The sequence below is a fragment of the Bradyrhizobium sp. ma5 genome, assembly GCF_042258955.1.
GTDB lineage: Bacteria > Pseudomonadota > Alphaproteobacteria > Rhizobiales > Xanthobacteraceae > Bradyrhizobium.
The window spans coordinates 1658341-1679238 of record NZ_CP170156.1 but is presented as its reverse complement, the minus strand read 5'-3'; the positions used below and the strand labels follow the sequence as shown (position 1 = coordinate 1679238).

Here is a 20898-nt window from a genome sequence, read left to right as displayed (position 1 = left end):
GAAATTCCTTAAGCGGGTCAGGCCGCGTCCTCGGCTTGGGCGTAGCCACAAGCCTCGAGCTCCAGCGCCAGTTCCTTGCCGCCGCTCTTCACCACCCGGCCCTTCGACATCACGTGGACGACATCGGGAACGATGTAGTTGAGCAGCCGCTGATAGTGGGTGATCACGACCATCGCGCGCTCCGGCGAGCGCAGCGCGTTGACGCCATCGGCGGCAATCCGCAACGCGTCGATGTCGAGGCCGGAATCTATCTCGTCCAGGATGCACAGACTCGGCTCGAACAGAGCCATCTGCAAAATCTCGTTGCGCTTCTTCTCACCGCCGGAGAAGCCGACATTGACGCCGCGCTTCAGCATGTCCTGCGGGATGTTGAGCGACTTGACGACCTCGCGGACTTTCTTCAGAAATTTGGGGGTGGAAAATTCCTGTTGGGCGCGCGCCTTGCGCTGGGTGTTCAGGGCCGTGCGCAGGAAGTTCATGGTGGTCACGCCGGGGATCTCAACCGGATACTGGAACGCCAGGAACACGCCCTTGGCGGCGCGCTCATTGGCCTCCATCTCCAGCAGGTTCTCGCCCCTGAACAGGATTTGTCCGCCGGTGACCTCATAGCCCGGCTTGCCGGCGATGACTTGAGAGAGCGTCGATTTGCCGGAGCCGTTCGGCCCCATGATCGCGTGCACCTCACCCGCATCGATCGCAAGATCCAGGCCGCGAAGAATTTCGTGGTCCTCGACACCAACATGCAAATCTCGGACTTCGAGTAGCGCCATTCTGACCTGATCCCTGAAATGCGTCATTCGGAACGCGAGCCGTATTCGGCGAGGCTCGCGGGACTTTTAGTTATCCGACAGATCCCTCGAGCGAGATGGAGATCAACTTCTGTGCTTCTACCGCGAATTCCATCGGCAGCTTTTGCAGAACGTCCTTCGCGAAGCCGTTGACGACGAGGTCGATGGCCTGCTGCTCGCTTAAGCCTCTGTGCACGCAGTAGAACAGCACATCCTCTGAAATCTTCGACGTCGTCGCCTCGTGCTCGAGTATCGCCGAGGCGTTCTTGGCCTCGATATAGGGCACGGTGTGCGCGCCGCATTTGTCGCCGATCAGCAGCGAATCGCAGGCGGTGTAGTTGCGCGCGCCGGTGGCTTTGCGGTGCGCGCTGACCAGGCCGCGATAGGTGTTCTGCGATTTGCCGGCGGCGATGCCCTTGGAGATGATCCGGCTCGACGTGTTCTTGCCGAGGTGGATCATCTTGGTGCCAGAGTCGACCTGCTGGTAGCCGTTCGAGATCGCGATCGAGTAGAACTCGCCGCTCGAATTGTCGCCGCGCAGGATGCAGCTCGGATACTTCCAGGTGATCGCAGATCCCGTTTCGACCTGGGTCCAGGAGATCTTGGAGTTCCTGCCGCGGCAGTCGCCACGCTTGGTGACGAAATTGTAGATGCCGCCCTTGCCTTCCGAATTGCCGGGGTACCAGTTCTGCACCGTCGAATACTTGATCTCGGCGTCATCGAGCGTGACGAGCTCGACCACGGCGGCGTGCAGCTGGTTCTCGTCGCGCTGCGGCGCCGTGCAGCCTTCGAGATAGGAAACGTAGGAGCCCTTGTCGGCGATGATCAGCGTGCGCTCGAACTGGCCGGTGTTGCGCTCGTTGATGCGGAAATAGGTCGACAGCTCCATCGGACAGCGCACGCCCGGCGGCACGTAGACGAACGAGCCGTCGGAGAACACCGCCGAGTTCAGCGTCGCGAAGTAATTGTCGGTGGTCGGCACCACGGTGCCGAGATATTTCTGCACCAGCTCGGGATGCTCGCGGATCGCCTCCGAGATCGGCATGAAGATCACGCCGGCCGCCTTCAGCTCCTTCTGGAAGGTGGTCGCCACCGACACCGAATCGAACACGGCGTCGACCGCGATCTTGCGGCTGGGCGACGGCGCGCCACCAGGCGGCGGCTCGACGCCTTCGAGGATCGCAACCTCGCGCAAGGGAATGCCGAGCTTCTCGTAGGTCTTGAGGATTTCCGGATCGATCTCGTCGATCGAGGACAGCGTCTTCTTCGGCTTCGGCGCCGCGTAGTAGTAGATGTCCTGATAGTCGATCTTCGGATAGTTGACGCGCGCCCAGGTCGGCTCGGTCATGGTCAGCCAGCGGCGATACGCCTCCAGGCGCCATTCCAGCATCCAGGCCGGCTCATTCTTCTTTGCGGAGATGAAGCGGACGGTGTCTTCCGACAGCCCCTTCGGGGCCTTGTCGGACTCGATCTGCGTCTCAAACCCATATCGATACTGGTCGACGTCGATGCGCCGGACGCGCTCGACCGTCTCTTGTACAGCTACCATTGCCGCCTCCGCTCGCGCAAGGACGACTCCAACCAGTTCCGGCCCGCCCTTTCCGAGCTGATCGCGCAAGTCACGGCCAACTCGGGGCCAGCGAGCGCGAGAACCAGGCGTCGAATCCAAAAGACGGACGCCGTCGGTAGTGTCGTCATCATGTTTCGCGCCGGAGCCCCACTCATCAGCTACTCCTTATGCCGGCACGCAGGTCTCGGGCACGGGGCAAACGACGGCGCATTGCGGCGCGTCAAAATGCCCCTCACATTGGGTGCACTTGGTCGGATTGATCACATAGATGTCGTTCTTCAAACTGATCGCGGCGTTGGGGCATTCAAACTCACACGCACCGCAGACGGTGCACTGGGACGCGATTATCTTGTAGGCCATCACTGCGATTCCATAAGCAAAAGGTGCGGGACGGTTTCTTGCGTTCAAGTCTTGTGCCAAAGAGCCTAGGCCTGATTTGTCTCGGCTATTTTCCATAGCGCATGGCGCCACCTTGACGGCGTGTCGCAAATCCTACAATCGGCGTCACGGCAGCTTGATCTCGATGCCGTGGTTTGAACGCTTCGTCGATCTGACGGCGTTCAGCCGACCAGGAGAACCGCGTTCGCAGCCCCAGGGCGCCATCCTTCCGATGGCTGCGGTGACGCGGCTACAATCAGGGCGCCCCGCTTCTTCCCCGAGTGCTCCGCTGCTGCGTCAGGTCGCGTGGCCCATCATATTGGCTCTGTTCACCGGAACGACGGCGGATTCGGCGCGTCTCCACAGCACGGCCAGAAACGGTCGCGGCGATTGCGCCAGATAAAGTCACACTCCGATGATCGCGGGCTCTCTAGGTGTTTAGTCCCGGCATTTTCTGGAGCGGATTGAGTTTGAATCGTTCTGGCTGGGAAGTCCAGCATTTGCAGATGTATTCGTAGGGTGTGAGGCCCTTCAGGGTCTTCAACCGCCAAGCGTAGTTGTAGGCGGTGATGAAGTCGGCCAGGTCTGCTCCGAGCTGATCGTGTCGATCGTAATGGTAGTGTTGGACGGTCGCTTCCTTGATCGTGCGGTTCATGCGCTCGACCTGGCCATTGGTCCAGGGATGCTTGATCTTGGTCAGCCGATGTTCGATGCCATTCTCTTGGCAGCGCATATCGAACATATGTGTCACGCATCCTGCCGTCGGGCCGTCCGCGTAGCGCCGTGGGAAGGTGAACTGGATCCCATTGTCGGTGAGCACCGTGTGGATCTTGTAGGGGACAGCCGCGATCAGAGCTTCGAGGAAGGCCGAGGCGGAGGTCCTTCCCGTCTTCCTGACCTGTTGCACGAAGGCGAACTTGCTGGTGCGATCGATTGCGACATAGAGGTAGAGCTTGCCTTCGGCAGTCTGGAGCTCAGCGATGTCGATGTGGAAATAGCCGATCGGATAAGCCTTGAACTTTTTCTTCGAAGGCTTACCGCCTTCAACCTCCGGCAATCGGCTGATGCTGTGGCGCTGAAGGCAGCGATGCAGGGATGACCGCGTCAGATGTGGGATGGTCGGCTGCAGCGCATAGAGGCAATCGTCGAGCGGCAATAGCGTATGCCGCCGGAAAGCGACGATGATCGCCTCCTTCTCGATTGAAACCACGGTCGATTTGGCTTCCTTCGGGCCTGTCGAGAGATCGGCGACGGTCGCGCGCCTTCCACTTCGCGACGGTCTTTTGGTTGATCCCGTAGCGCCTGGCGAGTGCTCTCAGGCTCTCTTGACTATTTTGTATTGCTCGACGGATTGCCTCCGTCGTGGTGGCGCAGCCGTGTAAAACCTGTCCCATAGCGCATCCTTCGAATCGTGCGACAAGAATGCACCATCAAAGCCCGGGACTAACACCTAGAGCGGGATGGGCCTAGCTTGAATCGATTTGGGATTCCCAAACCGGAAGCCGTGCTGATGCCGACCCCAAATTGAGCCGCTGCCCAACTGGGTACAGCGCTTCCACGAAACCGGTAGCGTCAAGCCAGACCAGATCGGGGGGTATCGGCCAAAGAAGATTGCGGGGCCGCACCGCGAATGTCTGATGCAACGGTGCCGAAACGATTTTACCGTGCGCGGGCTGGTGGCCGAACTCGCTGAGCGTGGCCTGAAGGTCGATTACCGCACGATGTGGGAGTTCGTCCACGCCGAGAAGCTCAGTTAAAAAAAGACGCTGATTGCCGCCGAGCAGGATCGTCCCGATGTCACCCGTCGGCGGGCGCAGTGGACCAAGTATCGGGATCGGATCGATCCCACTCGGCTGGTGTTCATCGATGAGACCTGGACCAAGACCAGTATGGCGCCGCTGCGGGGCTGGGCGCCGCGCGGTTAACGTATCAAAGCCAAGGTACCGCACGGCCGCTGGCAGACCATGACCTTCATGGCCGCCTTGCGCCGCGATCGCATTACCGCTCCGTCGTTCCTCGAGGGACCGATCAACGGCGAAGCCTTCCTTGTCTATATCGAGAAGGTTCTGGTCCCGACCCTGCGGCACGGCGACATCGTCATCATGGACAATCTAGGTGAGCCGCTGCACACAATGTTCAATCCCCGCCGGAAAACCTGCATTCAGGTGCCGTGTATGGGGCGAAAGTACATTGTTTCGCATCACGAGGACGACTGAAATCCAAACGCGATCGTCTGGTGATCCCGGCTTCGCTCCACGTTCCAAACAAATGCCAGCGACGCTGAGCGGATTGATAGAGCCCCAAACAAAACCGCCCCGAGGGGTGGCCCAAGTCAGGGAGAAAACGCCGCGTGAGGGCTGGGATCATGCCGCAGCCTGTTCGATCGGTGAGAACGGGAGCCCGAGGCTCTCGGCCACGGCCTTGTAGGTTAGCCGGCCCCGATGGACATTGAGGCCCGCGCGCAGGTGCGGATTTTCGAGCACGGCGGAAAAACCCTTGTTGGCCAGAGCCAGGCCAAACGGCAGCGTGGCATTGTTCAGTGCCTCGCTCGAGGTCAGCGGCACGGCGCCGGGCATATTGGCCACGCAATAATGAATGACGCCATCCACTTCGTAAGTTGGACGAGCGTGAGTCGTTGGGTGCGATGTCTCAAAGCAGCCGCCCTGATCGATAGCGACGTCCACGATCACGGCCCTCTTACGCATCGAACTCAGCATGCCCCGCCGGACTAGCTTCGGCGCGCTCGCACCTGGAACGAGCACCGCACCAATCACCACATCGGCCGCAAATACCTCCTCCTCCACCGAGTCGATGGTCGAGAACCTGGTCCGAACGCGCCCTTCAAATAGCTCATCCAGCTCGCGGAGCCGCGGTATCGAGCGGTCGACGATGGTCACCTCTGCGCCCAAACCGATCGCCATGCGCGCCGCGTGCGTACCAACGACGCCACCTCCAATCACCACGATCCGAGCCGGCTGAACACCAGGCACCCCACCGATCAACAGCCCACGTCCGCCTGCACTCCGCTTCAGGGCGCTACCCGCCGCTTCGATCGCAAGTCTACCCGCGACCTCGCTCATCGGTGCCAACAGTGGAAGACCACCATGCGCATCAGTTACGGTCTCATAGGCGATCGCGGTGCACCCGGATTCTAGGAGCCCCTTGGCCTGCTCCGGATCCGGGGCCAGGTGCAGATAAGTGAAGAGGATCTGGCTCTCCCGCAGCTGGCTCCATTCGGACGGCTGAGGCTCCTTGACCTTTACGATCATCTCGCTCGATGCGAATACCTCAACTGCGGACGCTAGAATCGTTGCGCCGGCGTTGCGGTAATCGTCGTCGGCGGCACCAATGCCCGCGCCGGCATTGGCCTCGATCATCACGCGGTGGCCCGCGGCCACATATTCGCGAACAGCTCCAGGGGTAAGGCCCACGCGGTATTCGTCGACCTTGATTTCCTTGGGAACTCCGACCTTCATTTGAAAACTCCCTGCCCGGAGAGCCTTTCTAATCGGAAAAGCGCAGCGATATTTCGACGCAGGTGCGCAAAAGGCGCAGGAATTCAGCGATCTTTGACCAGCGGCGCAGGATTTCAAACAAACAGATACTGGACGGTTTGAATGACCACTCTGAGCTTAACCATCGTTCCCCGCGGCCGAAGCGAACAGACTCTCGACCGCAAATGGCAGCCCGCTGCTGAAAAAGAAAGGGATATAATGGAACAGTGGACGTCTTGATAACGCCTACAGAATTACCTTCCGCGGCGATGACAAAGGGGCCTTCCGCTCTGGGCGAACGTATCCTCATCTCATTGCCTGCGAATCACGCGTTGGCTGTACGCGAGGTCAATGACTGCATGGAACCTTGGTGGTCAGTCCGTTCTCCTGAGCCACCTTGATCCAAGAGGGGAGATCGCGAATCTCTGATCTCAAAGCAGCTCTTGTGCAACAGTAGCCCAAAATCAAGCGGCGCGATGCAAGTCGAAGCCTTGTAAAGAGTCTCATAGGAGCGGTCCACGCCTCCCCTCAGCCCTGGAGTGGCAAGTGGGAGTTGCCGAATTTCTTGACGAGCGAACATCGCAGCCAGCCAGTTGAGCAGGACTGGCCGCAAATTTTTAGGCTCGTTTTCTTTGCTGATGGCTAATCACCATTGATCTCGAATTTGGTTTCCCAAAACTCGGAAGATGCGCATGCATGACGCCTTCATGCCCGCCGCAAATGAGCGTGACGTGCTCAACAGATCCGGGGCAATTGTTCGCCCGACAACCAATCGACAATTCGTCCACCGCCGAAACTGGTCGCCATCTGCACAAATTTGTGATCGTCAGCTACCGCCTCGCCAATATCAGCTGCATCACATCCGAGCGGATGCGCCTTCATGGCTGCGAGCACGGCATCGGCCAAATCGGGCGCGACGATCGCAACGAGCTTGCCCTCATTGGCGACATGGATCGGATCAAGCCCAAGAAGTTCGCAAGTGGCCGCAACCGCGGGCTTCACCGGAATGGCCGCTTCCTGCAGACGGAACCCGAGCGCAGATTGATGCGCAATCTCGTTTAGGGAGGCGGCAAGACCGCCGCGCGTGGGGTCACGCATCACCCGGATGCCACGGCCACCGGCCGCGACCATGACGGCTACGAGGTTATGCAGCGCTGCGGAATCCGAGACGATCTCGATTTGAAAGGCGACGTTGTGGCGCCTTGACATGATCGCCACCCCATGATCGCCGAGGCTACCAGACACCAGGACACGGTCCCCGACCCTTGCTCTGTCGGCGGAGAGATCGAGCCCATCGGCCAGAACCCCGATCCCGGTCGTGGAGATGAACAGACCATCCGCCTTGCCGCGCTCGACGACCTTGGTGTCCCCAGTGATGATGTAAACGCCGGCGCCGCGCGCCGCCGCGCCCATCGAATCCGCAATCGTCTTCAGATCCGAAAACTGGAAACCCTCCTCGATGATGAAGCTGGCCGATAGATAGAGTGGACGCGCGCCGGCCATGACGACATCATTGATCGTGCCGTGCACGGCGAGTGACCCGATATTGCCGCCGGGAAAGAACAGCGGCGAAACCACATAGCTATCGGTCGTCATCACCATCCTGCCTGTCGTAACGTCAAACGCCGACTGATCATTGCAGCGGGCGAGCCATTCATTGCCGAAGGCCTCGTGAAAAACGCCCGAGATCAGCTGTGCCATGGCACGGCCCCCGGATCCGTGGGAAAGATCAACGCGTCCGTTCTCGAGGTCGAGCTTGTGTTGATAGGCCTTTGCGCTCATGACATCCGCCTCACCCCATCATCGCGAACTCGGCCATATGTCCAATACGCGGCACAAGCACCTTCCGACGAGACCATGCAGGACCCTATGGGAGTTTCCGGCGTGCAGACGGTTCCAAACAGCTTGCAGTCAACTGGCCGCTTGGCGCCGCGCAGGATCGCGCAGCACTCGCACGCCGGATTGTCGGCGACACGCAGCTCGTGCATAGCAAAGCGCGCCTCGGCGTCAAATCGCGCGTAAGCCCGCTTCAGCTTGAGTCCGCTGTTGGGTACAAGCCCAAGCCCACGCCATTCGAACTGCTCCCGCAGTTCGAATACCTGCAAGACCTCGTCCTTGGCACGCCGATTACCGTCGCGCGTCACCGCGCGGCTGTATTGGTTCTCCACCTCATAACGGCCTTCGTTCACCTGGCGCACCAGCATCAGGATCGCCTGCATGATGTCGAGCGGTTCAAATCCCGCGATCACGATCGGCTTACCGAATTGTTCCGCCAGAGGCTCGTAGGGCCGCGTACCGATGATGGTGCTGACATGTGCAGGCCCGACGAAGCCGTCAATTGCGACCCCGCCGATATTGCGGATCTTTGGGTTCTCGAGAATGCTGTGCATCGCAGACGGCGTAAGCACGTGGTTGCAGAACACGCTGAGGCCCTTCAGCCTCTTCTTCTCGGCAATCCGGATCATCACCGCTGTCGGGGGCGTCGTGGTCTCAAATCCGATGGCAAAGAAGACTACCTCCCGGCTCGGCACCTGTTCGGCGAGCCGGATAGCGTCGAGCGTCGAATAGACCATCCGAATGTCAGCGCCGAGCGCTTTGGCTCGCAACAGGGACTGTCCTTGCGACCCGGGCGCGCGCATCAGGTCGCCGTAGACGCACAGTGTGACCTCCGGCCGCTCGACGAGCCGGATCGCCATGTCGATCCGGCTGGCGGGCAGAACGCAGACGGGACAACCCGGCCCGTGGATCATGCGGACGTTCGCGGGCAGCAAATCCTCCAGTCCGTAGCGGGAGATCGCATGCGTGTGTCCGCCGCAGAATTCCATGAACCTATAGGTCCTTTGTGGACCGGCCTCGGCGCCAATCGCATGCGCCAGGCCCAGCGCAATGGTCTTGTCGCGAAATTCGTCGGCATATTTCATGATCGGAGCTCCAGCCCTGCGCTGCCTAGCTCTTGCAGGAGCTCCATCGTGCGCTTGGCTTCTATCGGGTCGATCTTGGCCAGCGCATGGCCGACATGGACAAGGACGTAGTCGCCGACGTCGAGTTCGTCGATGAGAGCGATCGATACTTCCAGGCTGACGCCGTCGATGGACACGATCGCCATGTCGTGGGGAAGAACTTTCGCGATCTCTGCCGGGACCGAAAGACACATATCAGGCTGTTCCTTCCAGGGCTGACGACTGTTCAGCAATCTGCAGAGCGGCAATCCAGGCTTGGCCAAGGCTCAAGCCACCGTCATTGGGTGGCAGCTGCCGTGGCATCAGCGGGATGAGACCGACGCTGCTGCAACCGCGCTGGATTTCATCCGCCAGCACCACGTTCAGGAAGCAGCCGCCGCTTAGAACGACGGTATTGACCCCGGTCGTTCGCGCAGAGCGCGTGACCCAGTCAATGCAGGCGGCGGCGAAGGTGCCATGAAACAGCCCGGCTCCGTCGGCGGCGTCAATCTTGTCTGCAATCAAGCGTGCAAACAGCGGACGAAGCGACAGCACGCCGCCATCGATCGTCCAGCCGGCATCGAAAATCGCAGTCCGTCGCACCAGCGCCTCGAGCTTCATCGCGGCTTCGCCCTCATAGCTCTGCACACTCGCAATCCCCAGCAGCGCCGCCGCTGCATCGAACAACCTGCCCGCGCTGGTCGTGGTGGCCCCGCCCGGCTGATCAAGCAATGCCTGCACGCGCTCAGCCTGCCGTTGCGCTGCAAAGCGGGGCCCGATTTCGTTTCCCCGGCCGAGCAACTGCAATACTGCGCTCGCCATCCGCCACGGCTCGCGGGCTGCACGATCTCCGCCAGGCATTTGCAGGGGCGCGAAATGCCCGATGCGTCGAGACCTCGTCCCTTCGCACAACAATAGCTCACCACCCCAGTTGCCCCCGTCGGAGCCAAAGCCATGGCCGTCGAGCACCAGCGCAAGCGCAGGTCCCGTATGGCCACGCTCAGCGATGACGGCGGCAGCATGTGCGTGGTGATGCTGGACTGCGACCCGCGCGCGGCCGCTCGCTTCCGCAAACCTGGTAGACGCCATATTGGGATGCAGATCATGGGCGATGACGACAGGCTCCACGCCAAGGGTCGATGTGAGGTGCCGGATCGTCTCCTCGAACACACAGATGCCTTCGGCGGTATCGAGATCGCCAATATGCTGGGACACGAACGCTTCATTGTCCCGCGTGATGGTGACGGTCGATTTCAACGCGCCGCCGACGGCGAGCACGGGCGGCACAGACTTCGCAAGCCGGACCGGTTCGGGAACATAGCCACGGGCGCGACGAATGAATTGGGTCCGGCCCGCCACCACCGACACCACGGAGTCATCGGCACGCGTTAGGATCTCGCGATCATGGGTCACGACAAGGTCGGCGATCCCCTCGAGCCGCCGCAGCGCCTGCGCGTTGTCGATCAGTAGCGGCTCGCCGCAAGGATTGGCACTGGTCGCGACGATGACGGGGCCGGCCCCCTCAAGCCATGCTCCTGTCGAGCGAAGCACATGAAGGATGAGGTGATGCAGCGGGGTTACAGGCAGCATGACACCCACACGCGATAAGCCAGGAGCTATGCCGGGCGCTAGACGATTGCGCGTAGCTAGAAGGACGACGGGGCGAGCTACGGATTCGAGGAGCGCAAGCTCGGGCGCATTCGCGTCCGCGATCTCATTGACCCGCTCTATGGAACCAACCATGACCGCGAACGGCTTCTCAAGGCGCTGCTTTCTGCTGCGCAAGCGCTGCACGGCGCCTTGGTTGCGCGCGTCGCACAGTAGCTGGTACCCGCCCAGCCCCTTTATCGCCACGATTTGACCGCCGGCGATCGCCGCGACAATGGCGTTGATCCCATGGCTGAGCCGAGGGCCGCATGTCGGACACGCGATCGCCTCCGCATGGAACCTGCGGCTGGCCGGATCGACATACTCAGCCACGCAGGCGGCACAAAGCCTAAAAGCCTTCATGACCGTGTTGCGGCGATCGTACGGAAGCTGTTCGGCGATGGTATAGCGCGGGCCGCAATGCGAGCAACTGATGAAGGGATAAAGGTAATGGCGACTTTCTGGATCGAATAACTCACTGAGGCATTGCTGGCAAGTCGCGGCATCGGCGACGATCCGGGTTGACAACTTGCCACCTTCGCTCGTGCCGATCAAAAAATCTTTCACCACGAGCGCTGCGGTCTCTTGAACGCAGATGTGGTCGATGCGCGCCAGTGGAGGTGCCTCAAGCGGCAAAGCGGCGACAAACGCCGATGCACGATCACCCTCAACCTCGATCGTGACGCCATCGGGCCCATTGATGACAAATCCCGCCAATCCGTACCGCGTGGCAAGGCCATAGACGTAGGGACGAAAGCCGACCCCTTGCACAGCCCCGCTCACGCGCACGCGCAGCCGTTTTCGGTCGCCGCAAGCGGCGGTGGCGCTCATCGCTTTGTGTCCTCCGCGGCGCGCCTTTGATGCGCCGCCTGTTTATCGATCCAAGCGTAGAGTGCGCCAAAACCCTCGCCGGTACGCGCCGAAACCGCAAGCACTTCGACCGTTGGATTGACGCGTCTTGCATATTCGATGGTCCTGCCCAACTCGAACTCAAGCACTGACGCCAGATCAATCTTGTTGATCAGCATGAGCGAAGAAGCGGCAAACATATCCGGATATTTGAGCGGCTTGTCTTCACCTTCGGTAGTCGATAACATCACGATCTTGCAGGCCTCTCCAAGATCGAAGGCCGCGGGACAGACAAGATTACCGACGTTCTCGATGAAGAGAATACCTCGTGCGAGCAGCGGCAAGCGACGATAAGCCTCGCCAATCATTGCAGCATCGAGATGGCAACCCTTGCCGGTATTGATTTGAATAGCTGGCACGCCGACCGCCCGAATGCGTTCGGCATCGTTCGAGGTCTGCTGGTCGCCTTCGATGACCCCGATCGGGCGGCTGCGCCTGAGCTCGGACGCGGCACGGACAAGCAGCGACGTTTTGCCTGCACCGGGACTGGACACAAGATTAAACACGAGCAGATCATCGGCCACGAAGCGCGCGCGGTTGGCCGCCGCGATCCCATTATTCTTGCCAAGGATGTCGCGCCCGATCTGAATGACCCGCTCGCTGCTCATGCCCGCGGCCTTCAAGGCAGCCGGGCCGGCGCCGCAGCTCAGAAACGCCTGCCCACCATGAGCCTGCTGATGGCCGGGACGATCGTGGTGATGATGACCGTGGCGAGCCTGATATGAATGCTGCGGGCTTTGGTCACCATGCGGATGGACATGATGGCGGTCGCAATCGTCCTGCACATGAGCATAGTAACGCCCCTGGCCTTGCGCATCATCCGCTTCGGCGTGTCCGGCTAAAGACGCCTGTTCGCTGCAGCCGCATACGGTACACATCAATCGATCTCCAGCTCTTTCACTCGCATCTGTTCGCCCGCGGTTACCAGCAACTGATAGCTGCCGCAGCAAGGACAGCACTCACCTCGCCGTACAATTTCGACGCTCTTCGAACAGGTCATGCACCAGGCCACGCCGGGGAGTTCGACGATTTTAAGAACCGCGCCGTCGGCAACGGTCCGCGTTGCAGCGGCCCGAAAGCAAAACATGATCGCTTCGGGCGAGACATGGCTGAGCGCCCCGATTTCCAGGCAGACGCTCCGTACCTGCGAAAACGATCGGCGACGCAACTCCTGCTCGACGATTTCGATGATGCCCAGACAAAGCGCCATTTCATGCATCGCCAATTTCGCGAAAATTGAGTGTGAAGCCGACGCAGGGATCGAGCGATGCAATCACCGCACGAACCGCATCCTGATGTCGTCGCGCCGTCAGCACCGCACCCTGCAGGCTCCGGACAAGCGGTCCGCGCCGATGGAAATTCCATTCCGTGGGCGCAAGAAACTCGAAGCGGGATATCTGGCCCTGAGGATCAAGCTCAACCGCGTGATAGAGGCGCCCCCTGGCGCATTCGACCGCGGCCGCTGCACGGCCAGGACCTAGTCTGTAGCTTTCGATGATCCCATGCTCCGCCGAATCGGTATGAGCACCGGCCTTGAGCCAAGCGCATAGCCGAACGATTTCCGCAATTCTGGCCTTCAGCCGCTCGACCGCACCCGACCGGCCCAGCGGGAGCCGATCACGCGTCATTTGGCGCGCCCATGGACCCGTCTCGGGCGCATGTTCCGCAAGATCGGGACAGTGGCAAAAAGTCGCGTCATCCACGAGCAGCCGTTCAACGATGTTGCGGTCGTCGGCAACGGACAGGAACGAGTGCTCGATCGGGAATGACTTCAAGTCGACCTCATCAAGCGCCGCAATGCGCAGCGCGAATGGGCTACCTGGCCTCAGCGCGCCATCTTCATTCGTTATGCCGAGCGCGGCCAGCGCAGTCACAATCTGCGCTATCGCTTCGCGTCGCGCAGAGCCGTAGGCAGGCTGCGCGCTGCCGACAAGCACTGACATTCCCCGCATCAGGGAGCGGATCGCAGCCGCATTGGCGATGTTCGGCGTGAGCTGTCCGACAAAGAGACTACGCAGCAATTCTGCGATGCGCTCGGCAACGACGAGGGCAATACGACGCTGCTTTGTCGAGCACATGATCTCTTGGTCGCGCGCGGCCTCGATCGCGGACAGTAATGCAGTTTGTTGCGCAGCGGCACACAACGCGAAGAGCCGCGGCAGAGCCTTGAGCAATGACAAGGCCTGCTTGCCGGCGAACAGCCGCGCCAGCGGCGGCCGGACTCGTGGCAGGATCTCGACTGCAGCGATTACGTCGGCAGAAAGCGATACGGTGACTTCGATCTCGTTGCGGGCGGTGAAGCTCATGCGCACCGTTCCACCATCATCTCGCGGAAGAAATGCCAGCGGTCGCTCAAACTGAGATCTGGCGCATGGATCCGATGTGACGCTGGCCGGTCGTTCCGCCCCATCATGGCAGGGACCGTCGCTTCGGCACGGACGGACCGCATGTCTTCGCGAGCGAAGGACGCCGATAACAGCGAGCAACAGGCAATCAAGCCCAATAGCGCGATCTCGCTGACAATAAGTTCAATTTCCCCGGATCGAACTCTCGATTTCCGCTCAACACGCGGTTGCCGAGTGCCGTTACGCTGGATGACAACCACCTTCATGACCGAAGGCGCACCCATCATGCCAGCGCCCCGCGCGTGCGAAATCTGATCACTTCGACCCCGAGCGGTTCGTTCGAGCGTCGGGGGAGATGTTTGCGGCAACCTATTGGGATATCGCGCCACCGTGCATGCGCGTCGTCCGCGAAAGCTCGCCGGATGCCAAATGTTCTCTAAGCTCTTCATGGGAAGTAAGCCTTGATGATTTCGTGCAAGCGTTCGGCGGAATCCTCGAAATCCTCGTCGGCCGCCAACGCTACAAGCGGCACGCCGCCGACCTCCAGCGTATCCTGGATGATGTTGTCCATAGAATTGAAGAACTGCACCGACCAGACGTTCCGGATTCCGGTCGCCTGCACTCGGCAAGAGCCGTAGCCGCGGAAGATGAGCTGGACCGGACCATTGCCTACGCTTTGTTGCAGAAACGCCAGGTCGATAGCGCTCATCGGCAGCAGCGTGAGATTGATGACATGCGCGCGCATGCCAGACCGCCAGGCGCGGGCCCGCTCGCGTATTTCGGCGAGCACCGGGAGCACGTTCATCGCGCCGTCCGGCGCCGAGCCTATCACAAGATCGGTGGACGTCAGGTCGGTTGCGGCGCGGCGCACGATCTGCGGGATCGCCCCGATCTCAACATATTCGTGTGCTGGCTCGGACCCAGTACGTACGCGCCAGATTCCCGCCAGCACGGCCTCCCGGATTTGCGCCAGAGAGCCATCTGGCAGCGCAACGACGCCGGCAACCTCGCCCTCGCCAAGCACTTCGGAAATCAGCCTGCGCTCGAGATCGCTGAGATTCGCCAGTCTGTACAGTTGCGTCCGTACGCCACTTTTCTGGCGGCCAACGGCAGCAGCGGCGTTCGATAACAGCGCGGTGGCATTCGGACAGATTCTCGCAAGCTCGTCGCCATCGCGCCAAGCGCGCTTGGTGAGCGCCCCCACAGCCGTCGGTCCGCTATGGATTGCGCCGAGACTTTCCGTGTCGAGTGGGAAGTCGCTTGCCGCCTGCTCGGCCCCTTCCGATACGACGCTGGCCGCTGTTTTCATGATGCGACGTTCCTTTGGGTTTGTCAGGAGGCAATGCTCTTGGCGATACAAGCGCTAAGGGCGTGTGGCCGAACGATCGATGCCGAGATGCGGTCGATCTTGACCAACGGACCCGGTCCTTGCCGGTCAGGCGGAGTGTATCGTGCTGATGGCACAGGACCGGCGTCCGCGGGCCACGCAGCCCGAGCCGTCCGTCCGGTTCGCCACTAGCGCCGCGCGCGGTCACTGTGCCTCGCATGCTCGGCCGCAGCGCCTTGATCAGTTCAGAAAGAGAGATTGCGACGTGGATGGCCCAGAGCGAATAGAGGGGATCGGCCGCCGACAGCAGCACCACGACTGCCCTCATGGGATCGTGCGTGGCCAGGCGCCCATCGGCGCTGGCGCTCCCCACCTCGGACAGACCGGGCCGTGCCAGATCGTGTTGCGCCAGCTGGAATTTCATCAGACGCCTTTCTGATAATCTTAGGTTCTCTTAGGCGGGGTATTAGCAAGGCACATGCCAATCATCGTCTCGCCGCGATCGCGTTCTCCCGCTCGGATCAGCGGCTCAAAGCGCTTGGTATGTTTCGTGTAGAGGGTGCCCGCGATTGCAGATTCGATATGCGAGCAAGCGTAGGCGGCGCAACGTCCGCAAGCGGCACCACTAGCGTAGGTGCTCGGGCAATTGCGGCTCATGACCGATCAAGTCCGCAAAGAAGCGATCGCAGTCCTGGCCGTTGAGGCCGGCCTCAAGCCCGTCGAGTGCTTGCGAGATCAGCCTTGCTTCATCCTCGTCCAACAGCCGCACCGCGGTATCGATATGGACGAGCACCTTGGCGCCGAGCGACGCGTCGGAGAGCAGCATGACCGAGACACGCCGCTGTTCATTGCCATGCTCGCACAGCGCCGTGATGCCGTCTGTCTCAACAATCGTCATTGGCAAGCCAAGGCACATGGTCAGCCCGGGCCGCTAGATCGGCTGCGCTCTTGTTTCATAGTTTGCACGGTCGATATTGTTCGCCAACAGCTGTTCTGCTGCAGGCAGCGGCGCGGTCCGCAGCTTTGCCGGTGAGCCCCACTGCACTAACAGTTTGCAAGCCAGTTCAATCGCAGGCGCGATCTGAGAACGCACCGGAGCAGTCAGCGGACCGCCCCAATGCTCCAGGTCCAACGGCTGACAGCCGATGAGAGCGAGTTCTCGCGGGCAGCGGCCAAGCAGGTCGGCCGCACTCAAGACCTCCTGAAAGCCGGTCTGATGCAGGCTCACCTTCTTGGCAGCGGTAAATTTTGGCACTTCGTCATCTCGCACGAGCTTCAACTGCCCGGGCGGCAGTCCATAGTCGATGGCATCGAACACAATCAGGCAGTCCGCCCACTCGAGAAAACTGACGAGGTAGAGCCCCTGAGTGCCACCATCGAGGATGGTGACGTTGTCATGGGTGACGTAGCGGCGGTGAAACTCCTCGATCGCTCGCACGCCGAATCCCTCATCGGCCCACAGGATATTGCCAATGCCGAGCACCAGGATCCGCTTCTTGTTCTCCGGACTTAGCATCCGCTTCCCAGTCAATCGCGAAGCTCGCGTTCACCCGAAATCATGGAGGAGATGCTTTGGCGCGACATGACGTCCTCCCGGATCACCGCGTAGATATGGACGAGGGCAAAGCTCACGATTACCCACAGGCCGAGATGATGCCAGGTATGGACGTCCTGACTGTTCGGCCAGATTGCAAACACCCAGCCGAATAGCTCGTACTGCCAGCTGTCACTACCGGCGCCCTGTCCATAAAGTGCGAAGCCTGTGACAACCATGAACGTGATCGTCTGCGTAAACATGAAGAACATTGCGAGTTGAGCTAGGCGATTGTGCCCGACACGCCTCTCGGGCTCAGCTGCAAGGAAAGCATACCAACGAATCTCGTGGCACACCTCGCGCCAAAAGCTCCTGCGCCAGAGCGGCACGCAGAAGATCTGCATGGCATACGGGTTTCCCATCAGGGCCCAGTAGATGCGCAGCAGAAAGCCGACGCCGAGCACATATCCCGCAGAGAAATGCGCAACGCGGATATAGCCAAACAGGAAATTGCCGCTTGCCTCTCCCGGCATCGCCGGTGTCCCAGTTCCAATGAGATAACCGGATATACCCAGCACCAGAATGGCCGCCGCATTGACCCAATGGCACAGTCGCACCGGCGCCTCATAAACGTAGGCGACGCCATGGCCGACACTGCGAGCGTTCGGTGCCGCATCGACGGCCGTAAGGGGGTGCGGAGCCTTGTCCAGCATGTGCCTAACGAACATTGACTGAAGCCATTTCTTGGCCGGCAGGACTGATCACGTGGGTCGAACACGCCAAGCACGGATCGAAGGAATGGATCGTTCGCAAGATCTCGACCGGCCGATGCGGATCCGCCATCGGAGTACCGATCAGGGAGGCCTCAAAAGCGCCAATATTGCCCTTGGAATCGCGAGGCGACCCGTTCCACGTCGTCGGCACGACACATTGGTAATTGCCGATCTTGGTGTCCTTGATCTTGATCCAATGCCCGAGCGCACCGCGCGGCGCCTCAGTGAAACCGTAGCCCTTGGCCTCCTTAGGCCAGCTTTCCGGCTTCCACTTGCTGACATTGGCAGTTGCGGTATTGCCGGCCTTGATGTGGAGCACCAGCTTGTCCTGGAAATAACGCATCTGACGCGCCGCCCACTGACATTCGAGCGCTCGGGCCGCAGTACGGCCAAGCGTCGAAAACAGCGCAGTCAGGGGAAGATCGAGCCCCTTGAGCAGTCTCTCGGCCGGCTCCTTGAACTCGGCTTTGCCTTGCGCACAACCGATGATGTATCGTGCCAACGGCCCGACCTCGACGGCGTGGCCGCGCCAGCGCGGCGCTTTGATCCAGGAATACTTGCCGCCTTCGTCGAGTTCCTTGGTATCTGTCCTGCTGCCTTTGACCTTTTCGCCAAGCTGAAAGCTCGGCTCGGTGACGCCATCCCAGGGATGCAGACCGCAGAACTCGCTCGGGTACTTATACCATGAATGGGCGACGAACTCCTGGATCTGCTCGGGATCGCCAAGGTCAATCGGCAAGATCTCCTTGAGATTGCCATCAAGAATGACGCCGCGCGGCAGCTTGAGGCTTTTCTCGGAACAGTCGTTGCCGCTTTCGGGGATGTCGCCATAGGACATCACACTTTTGCCCGAAAGCCCGCCGCCATAGAGCCAGTCCTTGTAGAACGAGCCGATCGCTGCAATGTCGGGCAGATAGACCTGCTCGACAAACTCGATCGAACGGTCGATGATCGAGGACACGAGGTTAAGCCGCTCCATATGGATCGCGCCCACCGCGCCTGTTCCATCGATATTGATCGCGCAGGGCACGCCCCCGACCAGCCAGTTCGGATGCGGGTTCTTGCCCCCATAAATGGCTTGGATCTTGACGATCTCTTTCTGGAAGTCGAGCGCTTCCAGATAATGCGCCATGGCCATCAGGTTCGCTTCCGGTGGTAGCTTGTAGGCCGGATGACCCCAATAGCCATTCTTGAACGGACCAAGTTGCCCTGATCCAAAGAATCTGGTGAGCCTGATCTGCAAATCCTTAAAATAGCCAGGAGACGACAGCGGCCAGGGCGAGATGGACTGCGCCAGCGCGGAGGTCGATTTGGGATCGGCCTTGAGCGCGGAAACCACATCGACCCAATCCAGCGCGTGCAGATGATAGAAATGCACGAGGTGATCATGCACAAGCAGGCACAGCTGCATGATGTTGCGGATCGAGTTGGCATTCTCCGGAATGGAGATCCCTAGCGCATTCTCAACCGCGCGCACAGAGGTGAGCGCATGGGTGCCGGTGCAGACACCGCAAATCCGCTCGGTGAACGCCCATGCGTCGCGCGGATCGCGCCCGCGCAGGATGACTTCGATGCCACGCCACATCGTCCCGCTCGAGACTGCATTGCGGATCACGTTGTCGGAATCGAGATTGGCCTCGACGCGCAGGTGGCCTTCGATCCGGGTCAGCGGATCGATGACAATTCGCTTACCGGAAGAATCGAGATTGAACCCATTCGGTGTCCGGACACCCACCTTCGCCCTCCCCTCAACTCGGTTTACTTCTGTGAGCTGCGCGATCCGGCTTCTGGGTCAACCGCTTCACGGCCGTGACCGCCGCGTGCGCGGCGACGGTCAGTCCCACTGCGCCGGCAGCGGCCTTGCCAATCTGATCGGCGTTCTTCTCGATGCCGAACTGCTTGATGGTCGTGAGCCGGTCGTAAAATGAACCTTTGTCCCAAAAGCCGTCTTCGGAGCAGCCGAAGCAGCCGTGGCCGGATTGAACTGGGAATGAAACGCCGCCGTTCCACCGAACGGCCGAGCAGGCATTGTAGGTGGTCGGCCCCTTGCAACCCATCTTGTACAGGCAGTAGCCCTTGCGTGCGCCCTCATCATCCCACTCCTCGACAAATTGGCCAGCGTCGAAATGGGCACGCCGATAGCACTTGTCGTGGATGCGCTCGGAATAAAACATCCTTGGACGTCCTTGGCGATCGAGCTCCGGAAGCTTTCCGAACGTGGTCATGAAGGTCACCAGGCCGGTCATGACCTCTGCGATGGGCGGGCACCCGGGCACCTTGATAATCGGCTTGTTGGTGATCACCTTATCGATCGGCGCCGCGCCAGTCGGATTTGGCTTGGCCGCCTGTACGCAGCCCCAGGACGCACATGTGCCCCAAGCGACGATCGCCATGGACTCTTCCGCCATCGACCTGAGCTTTTCAATGAACGGCTTGCCGCCGTCAATGCAGAACATGCCCCCCTCGTTCAGCGGCGGATTGCCTTCGACGGCAAGCACATACTTGCGTTTGTACCTGGCACGGGTTTCCTCCAGGATGGATTCGGCCTGATGTCCTGCCGCCGCCATGATCGTATCGTCATAGTCGAGCGAAATCATCGACAACAGCGCATCTTTGATCAAAGGATGGGCCGAGCGGATAAAACTTTCCGAGCAGCAGGTACACTCGAGCCCGTGCAGCCAGATGACGGGCACGCGCGGTTTGGTCTCCAGAGCGGTGGCAATACCACTTGCGGCGAGCGGACCGAGTCCGAAGCTCGCAGCCGTAAAACTGCAGAATCTGTTGAAACTGCGACGCGTGATTCCCTGACGTCTGATCACGCTGTAGAAAGTTTCCGTTGCCCCGCCCATGAACCCTTCCAAGTGTCTCGTCGGACGTAACGAATTACTGACGTCCAGCAGCAAGAAACAGGCCACGGCACAAGAAGCACTTGGCAGATGCCAAGCCGCCGCTTGGCAGTCTGCAATGCGGATTGGCGAGCCCAGCTGGCGAGGTACAAGCTCGCGTCTGATCGCCCATCGCGTTAATGGTCCGGTTTTGAACGTCGACGTAAGAACTCCAACAAAGCAACACAACGGTTTGCTGCAGCGCGACGACTGCGTCATACTCGCTTTAAGCACGGCGCGCGGCATGACGATTGCTTGACAGAGTTGGTGCCGGTGCCGGGCACCACATCGGCCACCGATTTGGTTCCT

17 protein-coding genes and 2 pseudogenes are annotated in these 20898 nt (G+C 60.5%); 1 reads left to right on the top strand and 18 read right to left on the bottom strand.

The window, feature by feature from the left end; all coding sequences use genetic code 11:
- Nucleotides 1–17 precede the first annotated feature (17 nt).
- From sufC to ACE103_RS07830, 4 genes and pseudogenes are all read right to left on the bottom strand, one after another.
- Nucleotides 18–770, bottom strand: a complete 753-nt coding sequence (gene sufC / locus ACE103_RS07845; RefSeq protein WP_375778961.1) for a Fe-S cluster assembly ATPase SufC — start codon at nt 768–770, stop codon at nt 18–20.
- A 70-nt stretch (nt 771–840) separates the two neighbouring features.
- Nucleotides 841–2337, bottom strand: a complete 1497-nt coding sequence (sufB, locus tag ACE103_RS07840; RefSeq protein ID WP_375778960.1) for a Fe-S cluster assembly protein SufB — start codon at nt 2335–2337, stop codon at nt 841–843.
- A gap of 186 nt (nt 2338–2523) precedes the next feature.
- Nucleotides 2524–2718: a 4Fe-4S binding protein gene (locus tag ACE103_RS07835; RefSeq protein WP_342709650.1), complete on the bottom strand. Its 195-nt coding sequence runs from the start codon at nt 2716–2718 to the stop codon at nt 2524–2526.
- A 448-nt stretch (nt 2719–3166) separates the two neighbouring features.
- A pseudogene (locus tag ACE103_RS07830) lies at nt 3167–4130 on the bottom strand (IS481 family transposase).
- A gap of 144 nt (nt 4131–4274) precedes the next feature.
- Between ACE103_RS07830 and ACE103_RS07825 the strand changes: the two are divergent.
- A pseudogene (locus tag ACE103_RS07825) lies at nt 4275–4853 on the top strand (IS630 family transposase); the annotation flags it as partial.
- Nucleotides 4854–5099: 246 nt separating this feature from the next.
- Here the strand turns inward: ACE103_RS07825 and ald are convergent.
- The 14 genes from ald to ACE103_RS07755 form a co-directional block, all read right to left on the bottom strand.
- Nucleotides 5100–6212, bottom strand: a complete 1113-nt coding sequence (ald, locus tag ACE103_RS07820) for an alanine dehydrogenase (RefSeq protein WP_375778959.1) — start codon at nt 6210–6212, stop codon at nt 5100–5102.
- Nucleotides 6213–6965: 753 nt separating this feature from the next.
- Nucleotides 6966–8012 carry a hydrogenase expression/formation protein HypE gene (gene hypE, locus ACE103_RS07815; RefSeq protein ID WP_375778958.1) on the bottom strand — a complete coding sequence of 349 codons (1047 nt, stop codon included), beginning with the start codon at nt 8010–8012 and terminating at the stop codon, nt 6966–6968.
- A complete protein-coding gene (hypD, locus tag ACE103_RS07810) occupies nt 8009–9151 on the bottom strand; it encodes a hydrogenase formation protein HypD (protein ID WP_375778957.1) in 1143 nt (380 codons plus the stop codon). Before hypD ends, hypE begins: the two co-directional genes overlap by 4 nt.
- On the bottom strand, nt 9148–9384 hold the full coding sequence (locus ACE103_RS07805) for a HypC/HybG/HupF family hydrogenase formation chaperone (protein WP_375778956.1): 237 nt from the start codon (nt 9382–9384) through the stop codon (nt 9148–9150). The genes hypD and ACE103_RS07805 overlap by 4 nt, the downstream gene beginning before the upstream one ends.
- Before the next feature lies 1 nt (nt 9385).
- Nucleotides 9386–11647: a carbamoyltransferase HypF gene (hypF, locus tag ACE103_RS07800; protein ID WP_375778955.1), complete on the bottom strand. Its 2262-nt coding sequence runs from the start codon at nt 11645–11647 to the stop codon at nt 9386–9388.
- Nucleotides 11644–12603 carry a hydrogenase nickel incorporation protein HypB gene (hypB, locus tag ACE103_RS07795; protein ID WP_375778954.1) on the bottom strand — a complete coding sequence of 320 codons (960 nt, stop codon included), beginning with the start codon at nt 12601–12603 and terminating at the stop codon, nt 11644–11646. Before hypB ends, hypF begins: the two co-directional genes overlap by 4 nt.
- A complete protein-coding gene (gene hypA / locus ACE103_RS07790; protein ID WP_375778953.1) occupies nt 12603–12944 on the bottom strand; it encodes a hydrogenase maturation nickel metallochaperone HypA in 342 nt (113 codons plus the stop codon). Before hypA ends, hypB begins: the two co-directional genes overlap by 1 nt.
- Entirely contained in the window at nt 12937–14031 is a 1095-nt protein-coding gene (locus ACE103_RS07785) for a hypothetical protein (RefSeq protein WP_375778952.1), read from the bottom strand. The genes hypA and ACE103_RS07785 overlap by 8 nt, the downstream gene beginning before the upstream one ends.
- Before the next feature lie 484 nt (nt 14032–14515).
- Complete coding sequence (locus tag ACE103_RS07780) at nt 14516–15379, bottom strand: hydrogenase expression/formation protein (RefSeq protein WP_375778951.1); 864 nt, start codon at nt 15377–15379, stop codon at nt 14516–14518.
- Nucleotides 15380–16022: 643 nt separating this feature from the next.
- Complete coding sequence (locus tag ACE103_RS07775) at nt 16023–16313, bottom strand: HypC/HybG/HupF family hydrogenase formation chaperone (RefSeq protein WP_342709636.1); 291 nt, start codon at nt 16311–16313, stop codon at nt 16023–16025.
- Nucleotides 16314–16328: 15 nt separating this feature from the next.
- Nucleotides 16329–16913, bottom strand: coding sequence for a HyaD/HybD family hydrogenase maturation endopeptidase (locus tag ACE103_RS07770; RefSeq protein ID WP_375781040.1), 585 nt, complete (start codon nt 16911–16913; stop codon nt 16329–16331).
- Between the two features lie 11 nt (nt 16914–16924).
- Nucleotides 16925–17644 carry a Ni/Fe-hydrogenase, b-type cytochrome subunit gene (cybH, locus tag ACE103_RS07765; protein ID WP_375778950.1) on the bottom strand — a complete coding sequence of 240 codons (720 nt, stop codon included), beginning with the start codon at nt 17642–17644 and terminating at the stop codon, nt 16925–16927.
- Nucleotides 17645–17648: 4 nt separating this feature from the next.
- Nucleotides 17649–19439, bottom strand: a complete 1791-nt coding sequence (locus ACE103_RS07760; RefSeq protein ID WP_375778949.1) for a nickel-dependent hydrogenase large subunit — start codon at nt 19437–19439, stop codon at nt 17649–17651.
- A gap of 13 nt (nt 19440–19452) precedes the next feature.
- Nucleotides 19453–20553, bottom strand: a complete 1101-nt coding sequence (locus ACE103_RS07755) for a hydrogenase small subunit (protein WP_375778948.1) — start codon at nt 20551–20553, stop codon at nt 19453–19455.
- Nucleotides 20554–20898: the final 345 nt, after the last annotated feature.

What these genes read in the sequence shown, in the direction of transcription:
- sufC (WP_375778961.1), bottom strand. Translation starts at nt 770, where the DNA reads ATGGCGCTACTCGAAGTCCGAGATTTGCATGTTGGTGTCGAGGACCAC.
- sufB (WP_375778960.1), bottom strand. Translation starts at nt 2,337, where the DNA reads ATGGTAGCTGTACAAGAGACGGTCGAGCGCGTCCGGCGCATCGACGTC.
- ACE103_RS07835 (WP_342709650.1), bottom strand. Translation starts at nt 2,718, where the DNA reads ATGGCCTACAAGATAATCGCGTCCCAGTGCACCGTCTGCGGTGCGTGT.
- ald (WP_375778959.1), bottom strand. Translation starts at nt 6,212, where the DNA reads ATGAAGGTCGGAGTTCCCAAGGAAATCAAGGTCGACGAATACCGCGTG.
- hypE (WP_375778958.1), bottom strand. Translation starts at nt 8,012, where the DNA reads ATGAGCGCAAAGGCCTATCAACACAAGCTCGACCTCGAGAACGGACGC.
- hypD (WP_375778957.1), bottom strand. Translation starts at nt 9,151, where the DNA reads ATGAAATATGCCGACGAATTTCGCGACAAGACCATTGCGCTGGGCCTG.
- ACE103_RS07805 (WP_375778956.1), bottom strand. Translation starts at nt 9,384, where the DNA reads ATGTGTCTTTCGGTCCCGGCAGAGATCGCGAAAGTTCTTCCCCACGAC.
- hypF (WP_375778955.1), bottom strand. Translation starts at nt 11,647, where the DNA reads ATGAGCGCCACCGCCGCTTGCGGCGACCGAAAACGGCTGCGCGTGCGC.
- hypB (WP_375778954.1), bottom strand. Translation starts at nt 12,603, where the DNA reads ATGTGTACCGTATGCGGCTGCAGCGAACAGGCGTCTTTAGCCGGACAC.
- hypA (WP_375778953.1), bottom strand. Translation starts at nt 12,944, where the DNA reads ATGCATGAAATGGCGCTTTGTCTGGGCATCATCGAAATCGTCGAGCAG.
- ACE103_RS07785 (WP_375778952.1), bottom strand. Translation starts at nt 14,031, where the DNA reads ATGAGCTTCACCGCCCGCAACGAGATCGAAGTCACCGTATCGCTTTCT.
- ACE103_RS07780 (WP_375778951.1), bottom strand. Translation starts at nt 15,379, where the DNA reads ATGAAAACAGCGGCCAGCGTCGTATCGGAAGGGGCCGAGCAGGCGGCA.
- ACE103_RS07775 (WP_342709636.1), bottom strand. Translation starts at nt 16,313, where the DNA reads ATGTGCCTTGGCTTGCCAATGACGATTGTTGAGACAGACGGCATCACG.
- ACE103_RS07770 (WP_375781040.1), bottom strand. Translation starts at nt 16,913, where the DNA reads ATGCTAAGTCCGGAGAACAAGAAGCGGATCCTGGTGCTCGGCATTGGC.
- cybH (WP_375778950.1), bottom strand. Translation starts at nt 17,644, where the DNA reads ATGCTGGACAAGGCTCCGCACCCCCTTACGGCCGTCGATGCGGCACCG.
- ACE103_RS07755 (WP_375778948.1), bottom strand. Translation starts at nt 20,553, where the DNA reads ATGGGCGGGGCAACGGAAACTTTCTACAGCGTGATCAGACGTCAGGGA.